The sequence below is a fragment of the Mycobacterium sp. NPDC048908 genome (assembly GCF_043197955.1).
In the GTDB taxonomy this organism is placed as follows: domain Bacteria; phylum Actinomycetota; class Actinomycetes; order Mycobacteriales; family Mycobacteriaceae; genus Mycobacterium.
The window spans coordinates 565,442-582,708 of record NZ_JBICUE010000003.1; the positions used below are offsets into that span (position 1 = coordinate 565,442).

The following is a 17,267-nucleotide window of genomic DNA, read 5'->3' on the forward strand; positions in this document are numbered from 1 at the left end:
GACGCGATGGCGATGACGGACCGACAGCAACGACTCGGTTTTCTGGGCCCCAACTGGTTCGCATCGGTGATGGGCAGCGGCATCGTGGCCACGGCGGGTGCGACGCTGCCCGTCCACATTCCGGGCCTGCGCGCATTCGCCGAAGCGGTGTGGGTGGCGACCACGGTGTGGCTGGTGATGCTGATCGTCGCGGTGGCGGCGCATTGGTTACGGCATCCGACCGTGGCACGCAGCCACGCCTACAACGCGCAGATGGGCCACTTCTACGGCGCGGCGCCGATGGCGTTGCTCACCGTCGGCGCCGGGTCGACGCTCGTCGGCCGGGATCTCATCGGCGACCGGGCGGCCGTCGATCTGGACTGGGTGCTGTGGACAGCAGGCACCCTCGGCGGTCTGTTCACCGCGATCAGCATCCCGTACTTGATGTTCACCCAGTACCGTGTCGAACCGGACGCCGCGTTCGGTGGCTGGCTGATGCCGGTGGTACCGCCGATGGTGTCGGCGGCCACGGGTGCGCTGCTGATCCCACACATGGCCCCGGGCACCGGCAGGCAAACCATGCTCTACGGCTGTTGCGCAATGTTCGGGCTGTCGCTTGTCGCGTCGCTCATCATCATCACGATGGTCTGGAGTCGCCTCGCGCACTACGGCACCTCGGGAACCGCGCGCGTGCCGACGCTGTGGATCGTGCTCGGACCGCTCGGCCAATCCATAACGGCGGCAGGGCTTCTCGGTGCCAACGCCGCGCTGGCTGTCGATCCTGCGTTGGCGGGCGGCATGGCTGTCTTCGCGATCCTGTACGGCGTTCCGGTGTGGGGTTTCGCGGTGCTGTGGATCGCAATGGCCACCGCGCTGACAATCCGCACCTTTCGCCGAGGGATGCCCTTTGCGCTGACATGGTGGAGTCTGACGTTCCGGTGGGCACCTTTGTCACCGGCACCACACAACTGGCTGCGCACACTGGTCTGCCGTCGTTCCGCGTCGCCGCGGTCATCGCCTACCTCGGGCTGTTGAGCACCTGGTGTCTGGTGGCGGTGCGGACATTCCGAGGTGGGGTGCGGGGCAACATCTTTGCGCCGCCGTCGCCGGAACCGATCAAGGCCAGGAAGGACCCGCCCGCTTAGCATGGGCCGGTGGCAACCGAACCTCTGATAGGGCGATCGAATCAGCCCGACCCGACGGTGCCTTTCGACGACTCGCTCGCTGACCGGCTCACGGGGCCGCGCGCGCTTCGCAACTGTCGGTGGTTGGTGGCCCGGACTGGATAACCGGTCGTATCGGTAGGCGCTGCCGCAACCCGATCCGCGCAAGCCTGACTACTTCGGGTTGCCGCGAGTCGCCGGTCGGCCCGTGCCAGAATCGCCGCGTGCGAATTGGGATGACCATGCCGGTGATGGAACCAAATCTGGACGGCGCCACGCTGAAGGCGTGGGCCGCTGTCATCGACAACGGCCCGTTCGCGTCGTTGTGCTGGGGTGAGCGCATCGCCTTCGACAATCCCGAGGCACTGACCCTGCTTGGCGCGCTTGCGGCGTGGACCGAGAGGGTGCGGTTGGTGACGACGGTGGTCGTCCCTCAACTGCACGACCCGGTGATGCTGGCAAAACAGCTGTCGACCGGTGACATGCTCAGCGCGGGCAGGCTGACGGTCGGGATCGGCGTCGGTGGACGGTTGGAGGACTACAGGGCCGTAGGCGCCGACCCGGCGACGCAGACGATCGGCGGACTGGCCGACAGCGTCGCCGTGATGAAACGGATCTGGGCCGGTGAGAAAATCACTGAGTCCGTCGTCCCGGTCGGCCCGCCGACCATCCAGCCTGGCGGACCCCACCTGCTGGTCGGCACGATGGGCCCGAAAACCCTTCGCAGCGCGGCCTTGTGGGCCGAGGGGCTGGCCGGGATCACGCTGGACCTCGACGTCGACAAGCAGAACGACCTTTTCGAGGTGGCCCGGCAGTCATGGGCGCAGGCCGGCAAGGGCAAACCGCATCTGGCGACCTCCTTTTGGTTCGCCATCGGCGACGACGTGACTCAGGCCCGGGCGCAGGTGCACCGCCATCTGCTGCGGTACATGAACTGGATCCCGACCCACGTCGTCGACGCGATGGCGCCCACCACCGGATGGGCCGGCAACGACGACGATCTTGTCGATGTCCTGCACAAGTTCGCCGAGATCGGCACCGACGAGTTGCACCTCATTCCGACGAGCTCTGACCTCGACCAGGTGCGCCGGGTCGCCGAGGCGATCACCGAATTTCGCTGAGGTGCTGAAAGTTTCGGGCCCCTCCCCGAATGCCGAAGAGGGGCCCGACTGGTGGTCGCGGTCAGTTCTTCTCCGAACCGCCCCCCGATCCGTCGTCCGAACCGGTGCCGGACGAGGCGCCGGCCTTGCCGGTGTCCTGCGACTTCGCGGTGGCAGCCGAGACCTTCTTGGTCGGCTTCTTCTGCGAAACCTTCTTGTGGACTGCGCCCTTGTCTTTGTCGGTGTCCTGCTTGCTCACCTCCGATTGGGACGCGGTCTTAACGCCCACCGAAGCCGTCTCGTTGCCTGTACCCGACTTGTCCTGCTCCGTGGCGTCCTTCTCGGCGCTGGATCCTGATGCGGTGACGCCGGCGGCGCTAGGATCGCCGTTGCTGGAATCCTGTTCAGCCGCAACCATTGTGCGGTTGCCCGCCAAGGATCGGGGTCCGACCTGCTTCTTCGCAGTTGGATCCAGGGACTTCTTTGCCTCACCAGCGCCGGCGGCAACCTCGTCAACGTTGACCTGCACGAGCCGAGACTCGGCCGCAGGCACCACTTCTGGGCCCGCCGCCTTGGCGGTGGCAGTGGTCGCTGCGAACGGCAACGCGGCCCCGACCCCGGTGATGATGTTGACCAGGAAATTGGCGACGGCGGTGCTGGCGAATACCCCGGCATCGGCCACCGCGCCGATGAGATCCGAGAAGGCCTGGACGCCCGCTGCGGTCAGACCGGCGAGCCCTTGTGCGGCAAAGGAAATGGCGCCAGTCGTCTGGGTGATCCCGAAATCGACCAGATCTCGGGTTTGGGTGACCGCGAACGTGGCCAGATCGGCCAGTTGGGTGGTCGCGAATGTCGCGACGGACGCCGCCCCTGCTGTCAGGTCAGCGGTGGTGGTGGCAGCGGCCGCGACGAGGTCGTCGAATGCTTGCGCACCCGCGGTGAGCGCGGTCGCTGTCTGGGTTATCCCGAAGTTGACCAGCCCGGTGAGCCCCCCGACGAGAGGCGTTATGGCGCCTGCGATGTTGGCGGGCAGCACCGAGTCGATCGCGAATGTGACCAGTTCGCCGATCGACGTAGTTGCGAAAACGCCGGCCTGGGCCGCGGCCGCCACCAACCCTGTGAACGCCTGCGCACCAGCGGAGGCAAGCCCCGCGAGGCCCTGTACCGCGAACGCCACAGCGTCCGCTGTCTGCGCGATCCCGAAGTTCACCAGCGTGGCGGTCTGGCTCACGCCGAAGGCGATGAGTTGGGCGAGCGAGTCATTGAAGTACACGCCCGCCTGGGCGGCCGCACCGGTCAGATCGCTCACGCCGTCAGCCCCGAATGCAATCAGGTCCGCGAACTGCGCGGCCCCGAAAGTCACCCCATCGGCCACCTGGATCAAGCCGAAGTCGATCAGCTGCGAGGTTTGGGAGACCAGAAATGCGAGCGCTTCTGCCGCATCGGAGGCGATGCCCAACAAATGCGGATCCGCCGTGACGGACGGCGGCGCCGGAACGTGGATGTCGGGCGGGGTAGGTGCGACCGGGCCCGCGACGAGTGCGGTCGCTCCGACGACGGCGATCCCGGCGACAAGGTGTTGGCGAACTGTCAGTTCCATGTGAGCCCCCTTTGCCTGGGTGAGTGGATAGCAAACAATTTACTCCGGATTCAATGGATTGCAGGCAAATTTGTAGACGTTCCTAAATTGCCGTCTTATCGACACGTTCAAGAAAAAAATAGTATCAATGCTGCTAATTAACTGAAATTGCGCGAAGGGTTCCATTTCTGCTGCGGGACTGAGGCGCCGCCAAAGGATGGAGAACCCCCGTGTGACCGTCTCGCGTCCGCAGCCGCCAGCACACCGTTGGGGTGGCAAATTTGCTATTTCGGCAACGAGGCGCACTAGTCCCAGTGACCGCATGACGAACTCGTCGGCAGTGGGATTTGCCATTTTCGCGGCGCCCCGATTACTCGCAACAGGTAGAGAATGGGGAGGTAATGGCCATGTTTGTGGGACAGCGCACGGTCCCGTCACCAGTGCTCTGTTTGCCGAATTCGCGGGCCGGGGTCTTGGCTCAGCGATCGGTCGGACACGCCGTGGGCGACGGCCGTGGGCAAAAACGCGCCCTGCTGAGCATGATGGCGGTCGCTGCCTTCCTGGTCCCGCCGAACATCGTGTCCTCGCCACTGAATTGTTTGTTCTGCGAATGATTCACTTATCCCCCACGCTCGGTGACTACCAGGGCTAGGCGCCGGGCAGCAACCCGAAAACGGTCGCGCCGAAAGAATGCTGCCACAGCTATCCGCAAAACGAAATTGCGGCTCCTTCTGCTTAGTGCAGCAAATGGCAATACGGGTCCTTCCACCTCCGGTGCGGCCACGGCGCCAGGAGCTGCGCCGGCAGCTCCCAGAGCAAAGGGCATGACTTTGCGGTCCTTCGCTCGCTACGTCTCTTCTCCGGGAAAACTTCGCCAAAGTCAATTTCTTCCGCTGGCAAGCGACTAGTCTGAGCTCGGCCGCAGATCAGGGGGGCCGAAGCTAGTCCGGATGCTCGGGTTCTACGGTCTGGACCTCTTCGTAGTAGCTCAGCGAAGACAGGTGGGGGAAATGGGCTATAGCAGGTATGTCGGGCGCATCGGCGCCTTGGCCGTTGCGCTCGGGGTGGGTCTCGCCATCGGCGGACCCGGAGGAGTTGCCTCCGCCGCGCCGACCGACTGCAGTACCACCGCAGGTCCTGCGGTGGACGGTGGCGCCGAGCCGGAGCAGGGCGAGGCGCCATCGGCGAGCGCACCCTCGGAAACAGTCGAGGCCAATTCCGAAGGATCGAGCCTCGGCGATGTAGGTGCGGACGCATCGAAGCCGAAAGACCGACCGCCTACCGACGCACAGGTCGAGAAGGAGTCGCCGTCATCGTCGACTGTCGAGGTGGCACCCGGCGTCACGGTGGCTAGCTCCGGTGGGGCGCACACGTCCGCTGACAGCGCCGGGAAGCGGACGCCGAAACCGAAGAGTCCAAAGCGCTCGCTCGATGAGAAGAAGGCGGCGGCGCCCGCGGGCAGGGTGGTGGCGCAGACCAACGCTTCACACGCCGTGGAGATCGAGACGCAGACGGCCGATGAGGCGACAGAAAGGGTAACCGGCGATATCGCCGCCAATGCCGTCGTTGCGATGACATCAATCGCGCCACAACCAGTTTCGGCAAAAATAATGCCGTCACCTGTCACCGCGGTGCTCAGCAGGCTGGTGTCACCGATCCTGTCGTCGTTACTCGGGGCGATTCCCCGCATTCCGACCGAGTCCCCGTTGGCCTGGGTATTCGCCGCAGCGGCCCGCCGCCAGATCGGCGTGTCCGAACCGGTGACCGCACAGGCGGCGACATTCGCCGCCACCACCGCTCTTGTCGAGAATCAAGCTCCGACAGTCGATGTGGTCTTCGACGCGCCGGTCTCCACGACAGGCGCGATCTCGGGTCAAGTCGTCGGACAGGATCCGGAGGGGCAGCCGGTCGCATACGCACTGACCACCCCGCCGACCACCGGAACACTGGTGTTCGACAGTGCCACGGCGAAGTTCACCTACACGCCGACGACGGCGCAGCGGATCACTGCCGGCGTCACTGCCGGCGTCGACACCGTCCCCATGACGATCACAGTGTCGGACGGGACGAACAGCGTGCCCGCCGTCGTCGACATTCCGGTCACGCCACTGCCATTCGCGAAGCAGGCCGAGATCGGCACCGTCGACGACGCGCACGCCGTGGTTGCCACCGATACCCGCGCCTACGTCACCAACCGGTCCGCCGGCACGGTGACGGTGATCGACACCACCAACAACACCGTGATCGGGGCCATCGCGGTGGGCCCGACGCCCGACGGGCTGGCGATCAAATCTGACGGCACGAAGCTCTACGTCTCCAGTCTCGACAACAACACGGTCGCCGTCGTCGACACCAAGACCGCCTCGGTCATCAAGACGTTCACGATCGCCAAACCCAGTGCCATGGCGCTCAACTCGAGCGGCAGCGTGCTGTATGTCACCAGCCGCGACGCCGGCACGGTGACCAAGATAACCACTTCGACCAACGCCATAAGCGGGACCGTCACGCTTCCCGCGGGCTCACTGCCGAGCGCGATAACCGTCAGCCCCGACAAGACGAAGCTCTACGTCATCAGCAACAAAGCCACCGGCGGCGGTACCGTCGCGGTGTTCGGCTACACCTCGAGCACCGTCACCACGATCGCGAACCTGCCCAGTACCCCGACGGGTTTGGCGGTGAGTCCGGACAACAAGCGGTTGTATGTCAGCTCCGCGGACGGCAGGGTGACCGTCTACGACACCACGACGCGCGCCGTCGTGGCCAGTCGCACCGTCTCGGGAGTGCCTGCGGCAGTGAGCATCAGCAACGACGGCACCACCCTGTTCGTCACCGACACGGTCGGCCGGGTGGTCGCCCTCGACGCTATGACCGGCTCACCGCTGACCACCGTCGCCACCCGAACCGCGACGACGGCGATGTCCGTATCACCGGGTGTGGCGGTCAGCGCCGACGGCAAGAAGCTGTTCGTCACCGACTACGACGCAGACAAGGTGTACGTCGTGGGGATGGTCCCGCCGAACACTGCGCCGACCGTCGGTACGCCGATCATCAACGCGCCGAGCACGTCGACCGGCACCCTCACCGGCAAGGTCGTGGTCAACGACCAGGATGGGGATCCGCTCACCTACACCGTGATCACAAAGCCCATCAAAGGCACGCTCACGCTCAAGGCAGACGGCACGTTCACCTACACACCGACCGCGACGGCGCGGCACTCCGCCGCCTTGGACAATCCACCATCGGGTGCGCTCACCGATTCGTTCACGGTGTCGGGGTCCGACGGCCGAGGTGGCGTCGTCACGCCGACCACCACCGTCGACATCCTGCCGGCCAACAAGTTGCCCACGTACACGTTGACGGTCGGAACACCCAGTGCCACATCAGGAGTGGTGACGGGCAAGGTCACCGCGTCAGACGCAGACTTCGACGTGCGAACCTTCACCGTTAGTGATCCCGCGAAGGGCACCGTCGTGCTCAAGTCGACGACGTCGGCCACGACCTTCACCTACACCCCCACGGCAGAGGCTCGCCACGCCGCGGCGAAGGTCGGTGCGACGGTTGCCGACAAGGTTGACACCTTCACGGTAACGATCGACGACGGCCACGGCGGCGTCGTGCCGGTGTCGGTGACTGTCACCGTGAGTCCGACAAATTACGCGCCGACCGGGGCCTCGGTCGTTGGCCTGTTCACCGACCTCAACAGTGGCCGAGTCACCGGCACGGTCACCGCCGTCGACGTGAACAACGACCAGTTCTCCTTCAGTTCGACCACTCCTGCCAAGGGAGCGTTGGTGTTCGGGCCGCACGGATCGTTCACCTACACACCGACGGACACTGCCCGCCAGGCCGCGTCGGCACCCAACGCCACCACCGCCGCGAAGACGGACGCGGTCACCATCACGGTGGCGGACGGATACGGTGGAACCACAACGGTGAAGCTGACTCTGCCCGTCACGCCCTACGGGCATGTCAACTCGGCTCCTACCAATGGCCGGGCATCGGTCGGTGACCCGAACACCGCCATCGGGCAGGTGACGGGAGTGCTTCTCGCCGACGATGTGGAACGCGACGCCTTGACCTATTCGCTGGCGACGGGGCCCAGCAAGGGCGTCGTGAAGATCGATCCGGGTGGGACGTTCACGTATGTACCGAACGTCGAGGCAAGGTGGGGCGCGAAGACCACTCCGGAAGTCGACATGGATCGGTTCACGGTGACCGCTGACGATGGCTACGGCGGGACCACGACGTTCGATGTGAGCGTCACGATCGCGCCGCCGTCGACGTCGGCTTCGGCCATCGACCAGCGGTCCACCACGGTCGGAATGAATGTCCAAGAGATGTACGGGTTCACCCAGGCTCAGACGGATCGTGCGCTCGATCTGCTCAAGGCCGACGGCGTGGACACGATCCGGATTCTGATCCCGTGGGTGGGGGTGGAACCGTCCAACGACTCCTGGAACTGGTCGGCGGTCGACCGCATGGTCAACTCCGCCAAGACCCGCGACATGACGGTGATCGGCGTGCTGAACTCACCACCCAACTGGGCAATGGTGCCGGGGTCGCCGCCGCTCGGTGGCCCACCGGCCGACCTGGCGGAGTACGCGGAATTCGCCGGCATGGTCGCCACACGCTACGCGGGCAAGGTGTCGGCGTATGAGGTGTGGAATGAGCCGAACTACTACCGGTTCTGGGAACCGACCCCCGATCCGGCCGCGTACACAGCGCTATTGAAGGCGGGATACACCGCGATCAAGGCAGCGGACCCGAACGCCGTTGTGGTGGGCGGCGTCATCGCGGCCGCGCCCGACTCCGGCACCCAGGCGATCGACTCCGTGCGGTTCCTGACCGAAATGTACGAAGCAGGCGCCGCAGGCTACTTCGACGCCCTGTCCTTCCACCCGTATTCGATGTCGCTCTTCTCCGAGGGCGGGTCGGTGGCCGGATCGCCCCTGCTGATGGCATCCCAGATGCACGAAGTGATGGCCGCCTACGGTGACGGCAACAAGAAGATCTGGGCCACCGAGTACGGCATGTCGTCGTTGTTGGTCACCGAGGCGGGACAGGCCAACTACATCGACGACTTCCTGAGCACCTGGCGTGATCTCGACTACGCGGGACCGGCGTACATTCACACCGTCCGCGATCTGGCCACTTTCGATCTGGCTCAAGGCACGATGGGCGTCTACCGGCAGGACTGGACGCCGAAGCTCGCGGTGGCCGTGATCGAAGCCGTGATCGACGAGAACGAAGCGTTCCTGGCGGACGGCGGCGGGATCGAACTCTAGCCCGGATGAGGATTGACTCGCACCTCGGAGAAGCGGCTAGGTCACAGACTGTCGTAGACCTTCTTGTAGTACGCCGCCAGGAATCGCGGACCGATGAAACGCATCACGTACACCCCGATCGCCGCGGTCAGGCTCTTCGGAGACTGCTCCCACTCGCCGTGTACCGCGCTGCCGCCCTCGTCCCGCGGCGTTGCGGTCAACCTCATATAACCGCCCGGCGTCAGCGTGTCGCTCTCGGTCACCGTCAACGTCACCGATCCTCGCTTCGACCAGTCGTAGTGCCAACTCGCCCACACCTTCGGAAAGTCCTGACCTTCGCGAATATCGGCGTCGGTGTCGCCGACGTGGTAGACCTCGAACGCCTTCGCTGACGACGCCGGCCAGCGGTGGACGCGATCGGGGGAGAAGTCGGTCATCAGGGCGATGACCTGCTCGGGCGATGCAGTCGTCATGAAGTCGAATTCGAACTTGGTGCCCACCCGCAGAACGTAACAGCCGGTGTCTTGCTCGCGTGGCGAGCCAATCGTCGTCCTTTTCCGGGCCTTCCGCACGCGGTCGCGGTGAAGTCGGGCCAACCCTTTGTCCCTGTGTCGTCCGAACGTAGGGAAATACCCGATTCCTTCTGCTCCGCTCTGAGCGAAGCTTTAGGCGTGGAACCGGGCCCCGTTTGGGGGAGGCGGGCCTGGTTTCACAAGATGACGAGGCATTCAAAGCGACGCGGCCATCGGTGTGTCCGCGCGCAGGCGTTCGGCGTCCCGACCGGGGGGTGCGCCGAACAGCCGCCGGTATTCACGGGTGAACTGCGAAGGACTGTCGTAACCGACGCGGTGCCCGGCCCCGGCAATGTCTCCCGGGTGTGCGACGAGCATCGCGCGGGCCTGCTGTAGCCGAATCCTTTTCTGGAATTGCAGCGGGCTCATCGCCGTGACCGCACGGAAGTGCCGATGGAACGCCGACGTGCTCAACCCGCACAGCCGAGCCAGGTCCTCGATGCGCATTCGCTCGGCGTAGTTGTCGCGGATCCATGAGATGGCGCTGTTGACATGCGTCAGGTCTCTGTCCGCAAGGCCGATTTGGCGCACGGTGTCGCCCAGCGAGCCCGTCAGCAGCCGCCACAAAATTTCGTGGCGGATCAGCGGCGCGAGGACGGGGGCGTCGGCGGGCCGGTCGAGTAGCCGCAGCATCCTGACGGTGGCATCGAGGAGTTCGGGCGAGGCAACGTCGGCCGCGATCGCCGGTTTATCCGGCGTACCCCGCGGCCACCGAGCGGCCGGGGCCTTCAGCAGCAGTTCCGCGATCGCGGCAGGCTCGAGTACCAACCCCACGCCGAGGGCCCGTCCCGTCCCATCCTCGTCCAGCCAGTGGCCGGTGACCGGCAGATCAGCCGCTACGACCAGGCAGTCGCCGCGGCCGTATCCGATCACCTGGTCGCCGAGCATCAGCCGCTTGCCGCCCTCGGCCATGATGACCAGAAGCGGATGGGTCACCGAGTACTCCGGTGGGGCGGGCTTCGCGGCGACATCGGAAAGCAGCAATCCATCTATGGCGCTCGAAAGGTCCGGTCGGGCGTGCGCCTTGATGCGGCCGCGGATCTCGTCGAGTACGTCGGAAGCAACGTGCACACCCCAAGACAAGCACGGCAGTGAACGATCAGCGCGAAGCAAGCAGGATCGTGCAAGAGATGGCCGCCATCGCTATACCGGCGTCGTGGCAGTTCGGGATTTGATGGGTCCATCAATCCGACTATCAGGAGCATATTCATGCCACTCGACCAGTACCTCACCCTCGGCCGGTCCGGACTGCGGGTCAGCCCGTTCGCCCTCGGTGCGATGACCTTTGGGGAAGACCCGGGTGCCGCGGGCAGCAGCGTTGAAGAGGCCGAGAAGATCCTCGAGACCTATTTCGATCTCGGCGGCAACTTGGTCGACACCGCCAACATCTATACCAACGGACACTCGGAGCGGATTCTCGGCGACTGGTTCACCGCCCACCCTGGCCGGCGCGAGCGCGTCGTCGTGGCGTCGAAGTTCTTCTGCAACATGTTCCCCGGCGACCCGAACGGAGGGGGTGCGGGCCGTGGGTCGATCACCGCGCAACTCCACGACACCCTGCGCCGGCTGCAGACGGACTATCTCGATCTGTACTGGCTGCACAACTGGGACCGGAACACGCCGATCGAGGAGACCATGCGGACGCTGGACGATCTGGTGCGGGCGGGCAAGGTCCGCTACATCGGGTTCTCCAACGTCCCGGCGTGGGTGACCGCGCAAGCGCAGACGCTGGCGCTGTTGCGTGGCTGGACGCCGCTGATCGCTCTACAGGTCGAGTATTCGTTGCTGGCCCGCACAGTTGAGGGGGAAGTCGCGCCGCTGGCGCAGCAGCAGGGCATGGCGCTCACGCCCTACAGTCCGCTGAAAGGCGGGTTCCTGTCCGGGAAGTACCGGCGCGGCGGTCAGGTCGCGGACTCGGCGCGGGCCGCGTATGTCGGCGGTCCGAGCGACGCCGAGTTCGACATCATCGACAGGGTCGCCGCTGTTGCGGTGGAACTCGAAACAACACCTGCCGCGGTGTCTTTGGCGTGGCTACTGCGACGGCCACAGACGGTGGTACCGATCATCGGGGCTCGCCGGTTGGATCACCTCGACGCCAACCTGGCTGGTCTCGACGTGCAACTGAGTGCAGACCATCTACGTGTTCTGGACGAAGTGTCGGCACCCACGCTCGGCTATCCGGCGCAGATGAACGGCCAGACGCGCGCGATGCTGCAATTCGCGGGCACCACTGTGGACGGTGAAGCCTCGACCGTCTATGGGCCGCTGCTGATCAGCGCCGCGCGGTACTGATCCAGTGCCGCCAAGGAAAAGGCCTCCGAGCGGGGGGTGGGCTACCGCTCGGAGGCCTTCGTCGGCCCGGTCAGAGCAGACCGAGCAGCTTCAGGTCGGTGATGTACTTGACGATCACCGGAGCGGACAGATGCGGGATGTCCTTGTCAGGCCCGATCTTGTTGTCCTGCACCGCCTTCCGGAAATGATCCACGGGCGCCAGGGATCCGTTGATCGGAGGAAGGGGCTTCTGGTAGTTGTGCAGCAGCGGAAGCAGTGATGCCTGGCGCTGCTTGTCCGGCAGGGCGCGCAGCGTCGTCTCAAAGCGCGCCAGCCAGTCCTCGTAGTCCGGCACACTGGCGATCTGGTAGCCCGCATCCACCAACCAGTCGACGAACGTGTCCATGCTGATGCCGTCGTCGTACGGGTTCATCACGTGGTAGGTCTCGAAACCCGACACCACGTTGACACCCAACGTGGAGATGGCTTCGGCGATGAATTCCACTGGGAGACCGTCGAAGTGCGAGCGTTGCCGGCCGCCGTTCGCGTCCAGTTGGTAGAACGAGTACGGCGCGATGCCGGTGGCCGCGAGCGACAACATCATCCGGGTGAACATGTCCGGCACGTTGAGTTGGCCGGCGTAGGAGGTGTCGGCCATGATCATGTCGCAGCGGAACACCGACACGGGCAGGCCGGCCACGTCGTGCGCCTCGCGCAGCAATACCTCGCCGCCCCACTTGCTGTTGCCGTACCCGTTGGCGTAGTTGTCGTCGATTGCGCGGGTCGGGCTCATGCTCCGGATGTCGGCCTGCTCGACGAACTTGCCTGGCTCGATACCGTCGCCGACGCCGATCGTGGAGACATAGACGTACGGCTTGATCCGTGTCGTGAGCGCAATGCGGATCAACTCCGCGGTGCCGACGACGTTCGGGCCGAACAACTCGCTGTACGGCAACACATGGTTGACCAGCGCTGCCGGGTCCACGATCAGGTCGACGGTGTCCGCCAACCGCTGCCAGGTGGCGTCGTCCAGGCCGAGATTCGCCTCACCCTTGTCGCCGGCGAGCACCTCGAGATGCCCGGCTGCCAGGCGTCGGTAGTGCTCGAGCAGTGCCGCATCGCCGCTGTCAAAGGTGGCGTCCAGGCGTTGGCGCGCCGCCTCGTCGTCCTTCGCACGCACCAGGCATATGACCTTGCCGTCGACCAGATCCATCCGTTCCAGCCACTGCAGCGCCAGATAACGGCCGAGGAAACCCGTTGCGCCGGTCAGCAGTACGGTGCGCACTTCGCTGCTGGGCGAAGGCAGCGACGGCGCCGTCGTCAGCGTCGCGTCGTCGAGGAACTTGTCCAACGTCAGATCTCGCGCATGCACCTCCTTCGCGTCGCGGCCGTGCACCGAGTCGTAGGTCGGCCGCTTGGCGGCACCGGCGCGCTGGGAGTCGATGTACGCGGCGATCGACGCAAGATCGCTGGCCGGGCTGACGATCACGCCCACCGGCACATCCACGTCGAAGATGTCGCGCAGCAGGTTGCCGAACGTCAACGCCGACAGCGAATCCCCGCCGAGTTCGTTGAACGCCGCGTCGGGCGACACATCGGCCGACGCCGCGCCCAGCAGGGCACCGGCGGCCCGGCTCACCGTCTCGACCGTCGGGTGGTTCGCACCGTCTCTGCGCAGTCCGCGCAGCACCTCGGCCTGCCCGTCGGCCAGATCGCTGTAGAGCTGCTCGAGCGCTGGACCGTAGTGATCCTTGAGCTTGGGGCGGGCCAGCTTGCGGATACCGGTCAGCAGGCCGTTCTCCAGAGTGAAAGGCGTTGCCTCCACGATGAAGTCACGCGGGATCTCGTACGACTGCAGGCCTGCTTCCCGTGCGATGCTCTGCAGTGCGTCGCTCAACAGCGGCTTGACGGCGGCGACGTCACCGCCGACGCTCTTCAGTGCGTCGTCGGTCGGGACGATCACCGCGAGCAGATATGACCTTGCGCTGTTGCCGTACACGAAGATCTGGCGTATCGCCGGGTGGCCGCCGTATGCCGCCTCCAGCTTCGATACGGTGACGAACTCGCCTTGCGAGAGCTTCAGCACATTGTTGCGCCGGTCCACGTAGACGAGCTCGTCCGGCCCGATCTCTGCCATCACGTCACCGGTGTGGTACCAGCCGTCGGCGTCGAAGAGTTCGGCGGTGACCTCGGGCCGCTTGTAGTAGCCGGGGATCAGATTCGGTGTCTTGACGAACAATTCGCCGCGGGGATGGGGCTGGTCGGTGGCGAAGTAGCCGAGGTCAGGGACGTCGACCAGTTTATATTCGGTGACGGGCGGGCGCTTGATCTTGCCGTCGAGGAGGATGATCCCATCCTCGGTCGAGCCGTAGACCTCCGTCAGCGGAATGTCGAGGAAGTCCTCGACCCAGGAGTACAGTTCCGGCGAGATGGGCGCCGATCCGGTGATCGCCGAGAAGTGCCGCCCGCCAATGAGTCTCTCGCGTTGCTCGGCCATCACCTGACGCTCGACGGCCTCGCGGTCGCCGTCGGTCCAGCGGTTGTCGACCTGGCTCTGCACTTCCTGGAACAGCATCTCCCAAATGCGGGGCACGAAGTCCAAGCGAGTCGGTCGGACAAGTGCCACATCGTCGAGCAGTGTCGACAAATCGCTTCGGGCGGCGAAGTAGGCGGTACCGCCCGCGCCGAGCGTGGAGTACAGGATGACCCGGCCCATGATGTGGCTGATCGGCATGAACGTCAAGCTGATCGCGGGCATTTTGCCCTCTGAGTCGAAGTCGGGGCTGAACCAGCCGCGGAAGCAGTCGGCCATCAGGCGGTCGGTGTACATCGCGCCCTTCGGAGTGCCCGTCGACCCGGAGGTGTAGATCAGCAGACGCAGCGCTTCGCTGTCGCCTCCCACATTTGGCACTGCGGCGTGCGCGGGGGCGTTTGCGATCACGTCGTTGAGCGCCTCCACGGTGACCTGGCGCTCGGCGAGGCGCGTGGTGGCGTCGGCCAGTGCCTCGCGGTGGTCGTCGATCTGAGGGTGATAGTCGAACACGACCATGCGCTTGGGCGCATATGCCGTGAGAGCCAGCTCGACTGCGTCGTTGAGGTGGTCGACGCTGGCCACGATCGCGACGGGTTCGGTCTCAACGAGGATCGGATGTAGCTGCGACACAGGGGCATTCGTCTGCAGCGGCACTGCGACTGCGCCCGTCAGCGACAACGCCATGTCCACCACCGCGTAGTCGGCACTCGAGAAGCCAAGGGTGGCGACCCTGTCGCCTGGCCGGACGGGATTGTGGGCCAATGCCCCCGCCAGCGCGCGCACCCGCGCCCATGTCTCGCGATAGGTCAGGGTGTCGAAACGAGTCTGCAGTTCGGCGACAGTCCGTCCAGTCTCGTCGGCGACGAACTCGACGGCGCGCTGTCCGAGTGCGGGCCGATCAGCGTAGCCCTCCATCACGTTGCGGATCACGTCGTTCAGCAATATGCCGGAGTCCTCAACGGCGGCACTGACCGCCGGATCCGGTCGCGCGGCGATCAGTTGCGGGTCGGTAGAAGTCAACTTCTCGAAACGACTCTGCCTGCGTGCGTCGCGATCGGTAGTTGAATGTGACATACGAAAACTCCTTCGGGAAACAGAAATCGAATTTTGGAACGATCAGTCCCTTACTAGGTACATCCATCGCGGGGCCGTGAAGTATTCCTGACAACTTGCTGTGGACCCCGAGATCGCACCCCTTGTTTGAACGTCCCAACCCGAAAATCCCGAGCAGAGAGCCGCTTTGGTGCGGCGTACCAAGGGATGAGAGTGACGTTCATCACCGATGAGAAGCTCCTCTATCGATCGCGGAGTCCTACCTCAAATTTGCGCCTGGCTTGGCGGCGGTGTCATTGCCACTGGCGGGTAGAACGCTCTACCGGCTAGCGGGTAAAGCTCGCGAATTGGTCGGTTCGATACAGCGGGCTCACACGAATCTGTGAGGCGGACACGGTAGACCTCGAAACACGCCGAAAGAGACGACTCCTGAAAGGACTACAGCAGTGGACACCGAGACCGTGGATCGCCAGTTCAGCGCGCTGCAACAACAGGCTCAACAGACCGCTGCGCTGATCGCGGCCCTTGCCGGGAAACTGTCGGCGGCCGCCGCCGGGGGAGATCCCAATGCCAGGGAATGGGCGCTCGACCTCAAGGAGATCGCGCTCGCGATCCGTGATGAGCAGAGCTCGACAACCGAACTGCTGCAGGCGATTCACGCGCTGGTCGACAACCACGTGGCGACTGTTCCGCCGATGCCGCCGGCCTACTCTGCACCGCCCGCGCAGTACAGCCAACCGCAATATCAGCAGGGTTACCCGCAGTCTGGGCAGGGCGGCGGTGCGCTGCAGCGTTTCCTCGGCGGGCGGTTCGGTCAGGCGATCGTGACGGGCGCAGGCATCGGCATAGGAGACGACCTCGTCAACTCCATCTTCGACCGGCTCTGAGCCTGCCCACCGGGGCAGGCTCAGAGCGTGAACTAGGCGCAGCGCAGCGGGTGAAACAGGTCGAACAGTGGTCCGGCGCAGGGGCCGACCCATCCCGGCGGCGGAGCCCAGCCTGGCGGCGGATACCAGCCGACGGGTGGCGTCCAGTCCGGGGGCGGCGCCCAGCCGATCGGCGGTATCCAGCCCGGAGCCGGGTAACCGTCATTCCAGCCAGGGCCCCATTCCGGATGGTGCCAGTCGCCGGGATGCGGCCGCTCGTGTCCGTACGGACCCCAGTCGGTGGCGAATCCTGCCGACAGGGTGGGCACCTCGGCGGATGCGAGCGGGGGAACGGCAAACGCGGCTGCGATCGAAGCTCCGGCCGCAGCTACCGCGAACGTGCGTAATGATGACTTTCGCACCATGGTCAGACTCCTTTCATTCAAAGCAGTGCAACGTGTTTCGACGCTATCCGGCGCGTTTGAGAGTTGCAGCGATGCACGCTTGAGGTGTGCTGTGACGTCGCGGCGACGCTGTGTGACCCTCTGATCTCGTTGAGAGTCCACTGCCAGAACCGCTCAACGAGGGATTCCAATGGCATGTTGGAAAGACATGAGGATGCCCACATTTCGAATTGCGGCGGCCGCTGTCGGCGCGATGGCCGTGGCTGGGATGGCGCTGCTTTCCGTGCTTTCCGGCGGCAACCGGGTGCAGTCGGCTTCGGTTGTTCCCGAACATTTCGGCGGACCCGTCGACACCTCCATCTACAACCCTGCCGCCACTTTGAGCATGCCGACGGTGTCGAGTTCGGCGACGGACGCACCGTCGCCGATGAGTGCTCGCGGCTGAGCCGTCAAGGGGACCTCGAGGTCTTACCCGAGTGTGCC

General features: G+C 65.1%; 10 protein-coding genes and 1 pseudogene. 6 read left to right on the forward strand and 5 right to left on the reverse strand.

Annotated features, from left to right (window positions below; genetic code table 11):
- Positions 1-6: 6 nt before the first annotated feature.
- Both ACGFK1_RS11645 and ACGFK1_RS11650 read left to right on the forward strand, forming a co-directional pair.
- A pseudogene (locus tag ACGFK1_RS11645) lies at positions 7-1,124 on the forward strand (TDT family transporter).
- 254 nt (positions 1,125-1,378) lie between these two features.
- On the forward strand, positions 1,379-2,263 hold the full coding sequence (locus ACGFK1_RS11650; RefSeq protein ID WP_393428495.1) for an LLM class flavin-dependent oxidoreductase: 885 nt from the start codon (positions 1,379-1,381) through the stop codon (positions 2,261-2,263).
- A 61-nt stretch (positions 2,264-2,324) separates the two neighbouring features.
- Here the strand turns inward: ACGFK1_RS11650 and ACGFK1_RS11655 are convergent, their stop codons facing one another.
- Positions 2,325-3,842, reverse strand: a complete 1,518-nt coding sequence (locus ACGFK1_RS11655; RefSeq protein WP_393428395.1) for a hypothetical protein — start codon at positions 3,840-3,842, stop codon at positions 2,325-2,327.
- A 989-nt stretch (positions 3,843-4,831) separates the two neighbouring features.
- On the opposite strand from ACGFK1_RS11655, the gene ACGFK1_RS11660 reads away from it, so the two are divergent.
- Complete coding sequence (locus tag ACGFK1_RS11660; RefSeq protein WP_393428396.1) at positions 4,832-9,106, forward strand: Ig-like domain-containing protein; 4,275 nt, start codon at positions 4,832-4,834, stop codon at positions 9,104-9,106.
- Positions 9,107-9,147: 41 nt separating this feature from the next.
- Here the strand turns inward: ACGFK1_RS11660 and ACGFK1_RS11665 are convergent, their stop codons facing one another.
- Complete coding sequence (locus ACGFK1_RS11665) at positions 9,148-9,585, reverse strand: hypothetical protein (RefSeq protein WP_393428397.1); 438 nt, start codon at positions 9,583-9,585, stop codon at positions 9,148-9,150.
- Between the two features lie 228 nt (positions 9,586-9,813).
- Positions 9,814-10,728: an AraC family transcriptional regulator N-terminal domain-containing protein gene (locus ACGFK1_RS11670; protein WP_393428398.1), complete on the reverse strand. Its 915-nt coding sequence runs from the start codon at positions 10,726-10,728 to the stop codon at positions 9,814-9,816.
- A gap of 138 nt (positions 10,729-10,866) precedes the next feature.
- On the opposite strand from ACGFK1_RS11670, the gene ACGFK1_RS11675 reads away from it, so the two are divergent.
- Positions 10,867-11,949, forward strand: a complete 1,083-nt coding sequence (locus ACGFK1_RS11675; RefSeq protein WP_393428399.1) for an aldo/keto reductase — start codon at positions 10,867-10,869, stop codon at positions 11,947-11,949.
- Between the two features lie 70 nt (positions 11,950-12,019).
- On the opposite strand, the gene car is transcribed toward ACGFK1_RS11675, so the two are convergent.
- Entirely contained in the window at positions 12,020-15,535 is a 3,516-nt protein-coding gene (gene car, locus ACGFK1_RS11680) for a carboxylic acid reductase (RefSeq protein ID WP_393428400.1), read from the reverse strand.
- 425 nt (positions 15,536-15,960) lie between these two features.
- Between car and ACGFK1_RS11685 the strand changes: the two genes are divergently transcribed.
- The gene (locus tag ACGFK1_RS11685; protein WP_393428401.1) at positions 15,961-16,401 is read left to right on the forward strand and encodes a hypothetical protein; all 441 of its coding nucleotides are present in this window, start codon (positions 15,961-15,963) and stop codon (positions 16,399-16,401) included.
- 32 nt (positions 16,402-16,433) lie between these two features.
- On the opposite strand, the gene ACGFK1_RS11690 is transcribed toward ACGFK1_RS11685, so the two are convergent.
- The gene (locus ACGFK1_RS11690; RefSeq protein ID WP_393428402.1) at positions 16,434-16,805 is read right to left on the reverse strand and encodes a hypothetical protein; all 372 of its coding nucleotides are present in this window, start codon (positions 16,803-16,805) and stop codon (positions 16,434-16,436) included.
- 193 nt (positions 16,806-16,998) lie between these two features.
- On the opposite strand from ACGFK1_RS11690, the gene ACGFK1_RS11695 reads away from it, so the two are divergent.
- Positions 16,999-17,229: a hypothetical protein gene (locus tag ACGFK1_RS11695; protein ID WP_393428403.1), complete on the forward strand. Its 231-nt coding sequence runs from the start codon at positions 16,999-17,001 to the stop codon at positions 17,227-17,229.
- Positions 17,230-17,267: the final 38 nt, after the last annotated feature.

What these genes read in the sequence shown, in the direction of transcription:
- ACGFK1_RS11650 (WP_393428495.1), top strand. Translation starts at nt 1,379, where the DNA reads ATGACCATGCCGGTGATGGAACCAAATCTGGACGGCGCCACGCTGAAG.
- ACGFK1_RS11655 (WP_393428395.1), bottom strand. Translation starts at nt 3,842, where the DNA reads ATGGAACTGACAGTTCGCCAACACCTTGTCGCCGGGATCGCCGTCGTC.
- ACGFK1_RS11660 (WP_393428396.1), top strand. Translation starts at nt 4,832, where the DNA reads ATGGGCTATAGCAGGTATGTCGGGCGCATCGGCGCCTTGGCCGTTGCG.
- ACGFK1_RS11675 (WP_393428399.1), top strand. Translation starts at nt 10,867, where the DNA reads ATGCCACTCGACCAGTACCTCACCCTCGGCCGGTCCGGACTGCGGGTC.
- car (WP_393428400.1), bottom strand. Translation starts at nt 15,535, where the DNA reads ATGTCACATTCAACTACCGATCGCGACGCACGCAGGCAGAGTCGTTTC.
- ACGFK1_RS11690 (WP_393428402.1), bottom strand. Translation starts at nt 16,805, where the DNA reads ATGGTGCGAAAGTCATCATTACGCACGTTCGCGGTAGCTGCGGCCGGA.
- ACGFK1_RS11695 (WP_393428403.1), top strand. Translation starts at nt 16,999, where the DNA reads ATGCCCACATTTCGAATTGCGGCGGCCGCTGTCGGCGCGATGGCCGTG.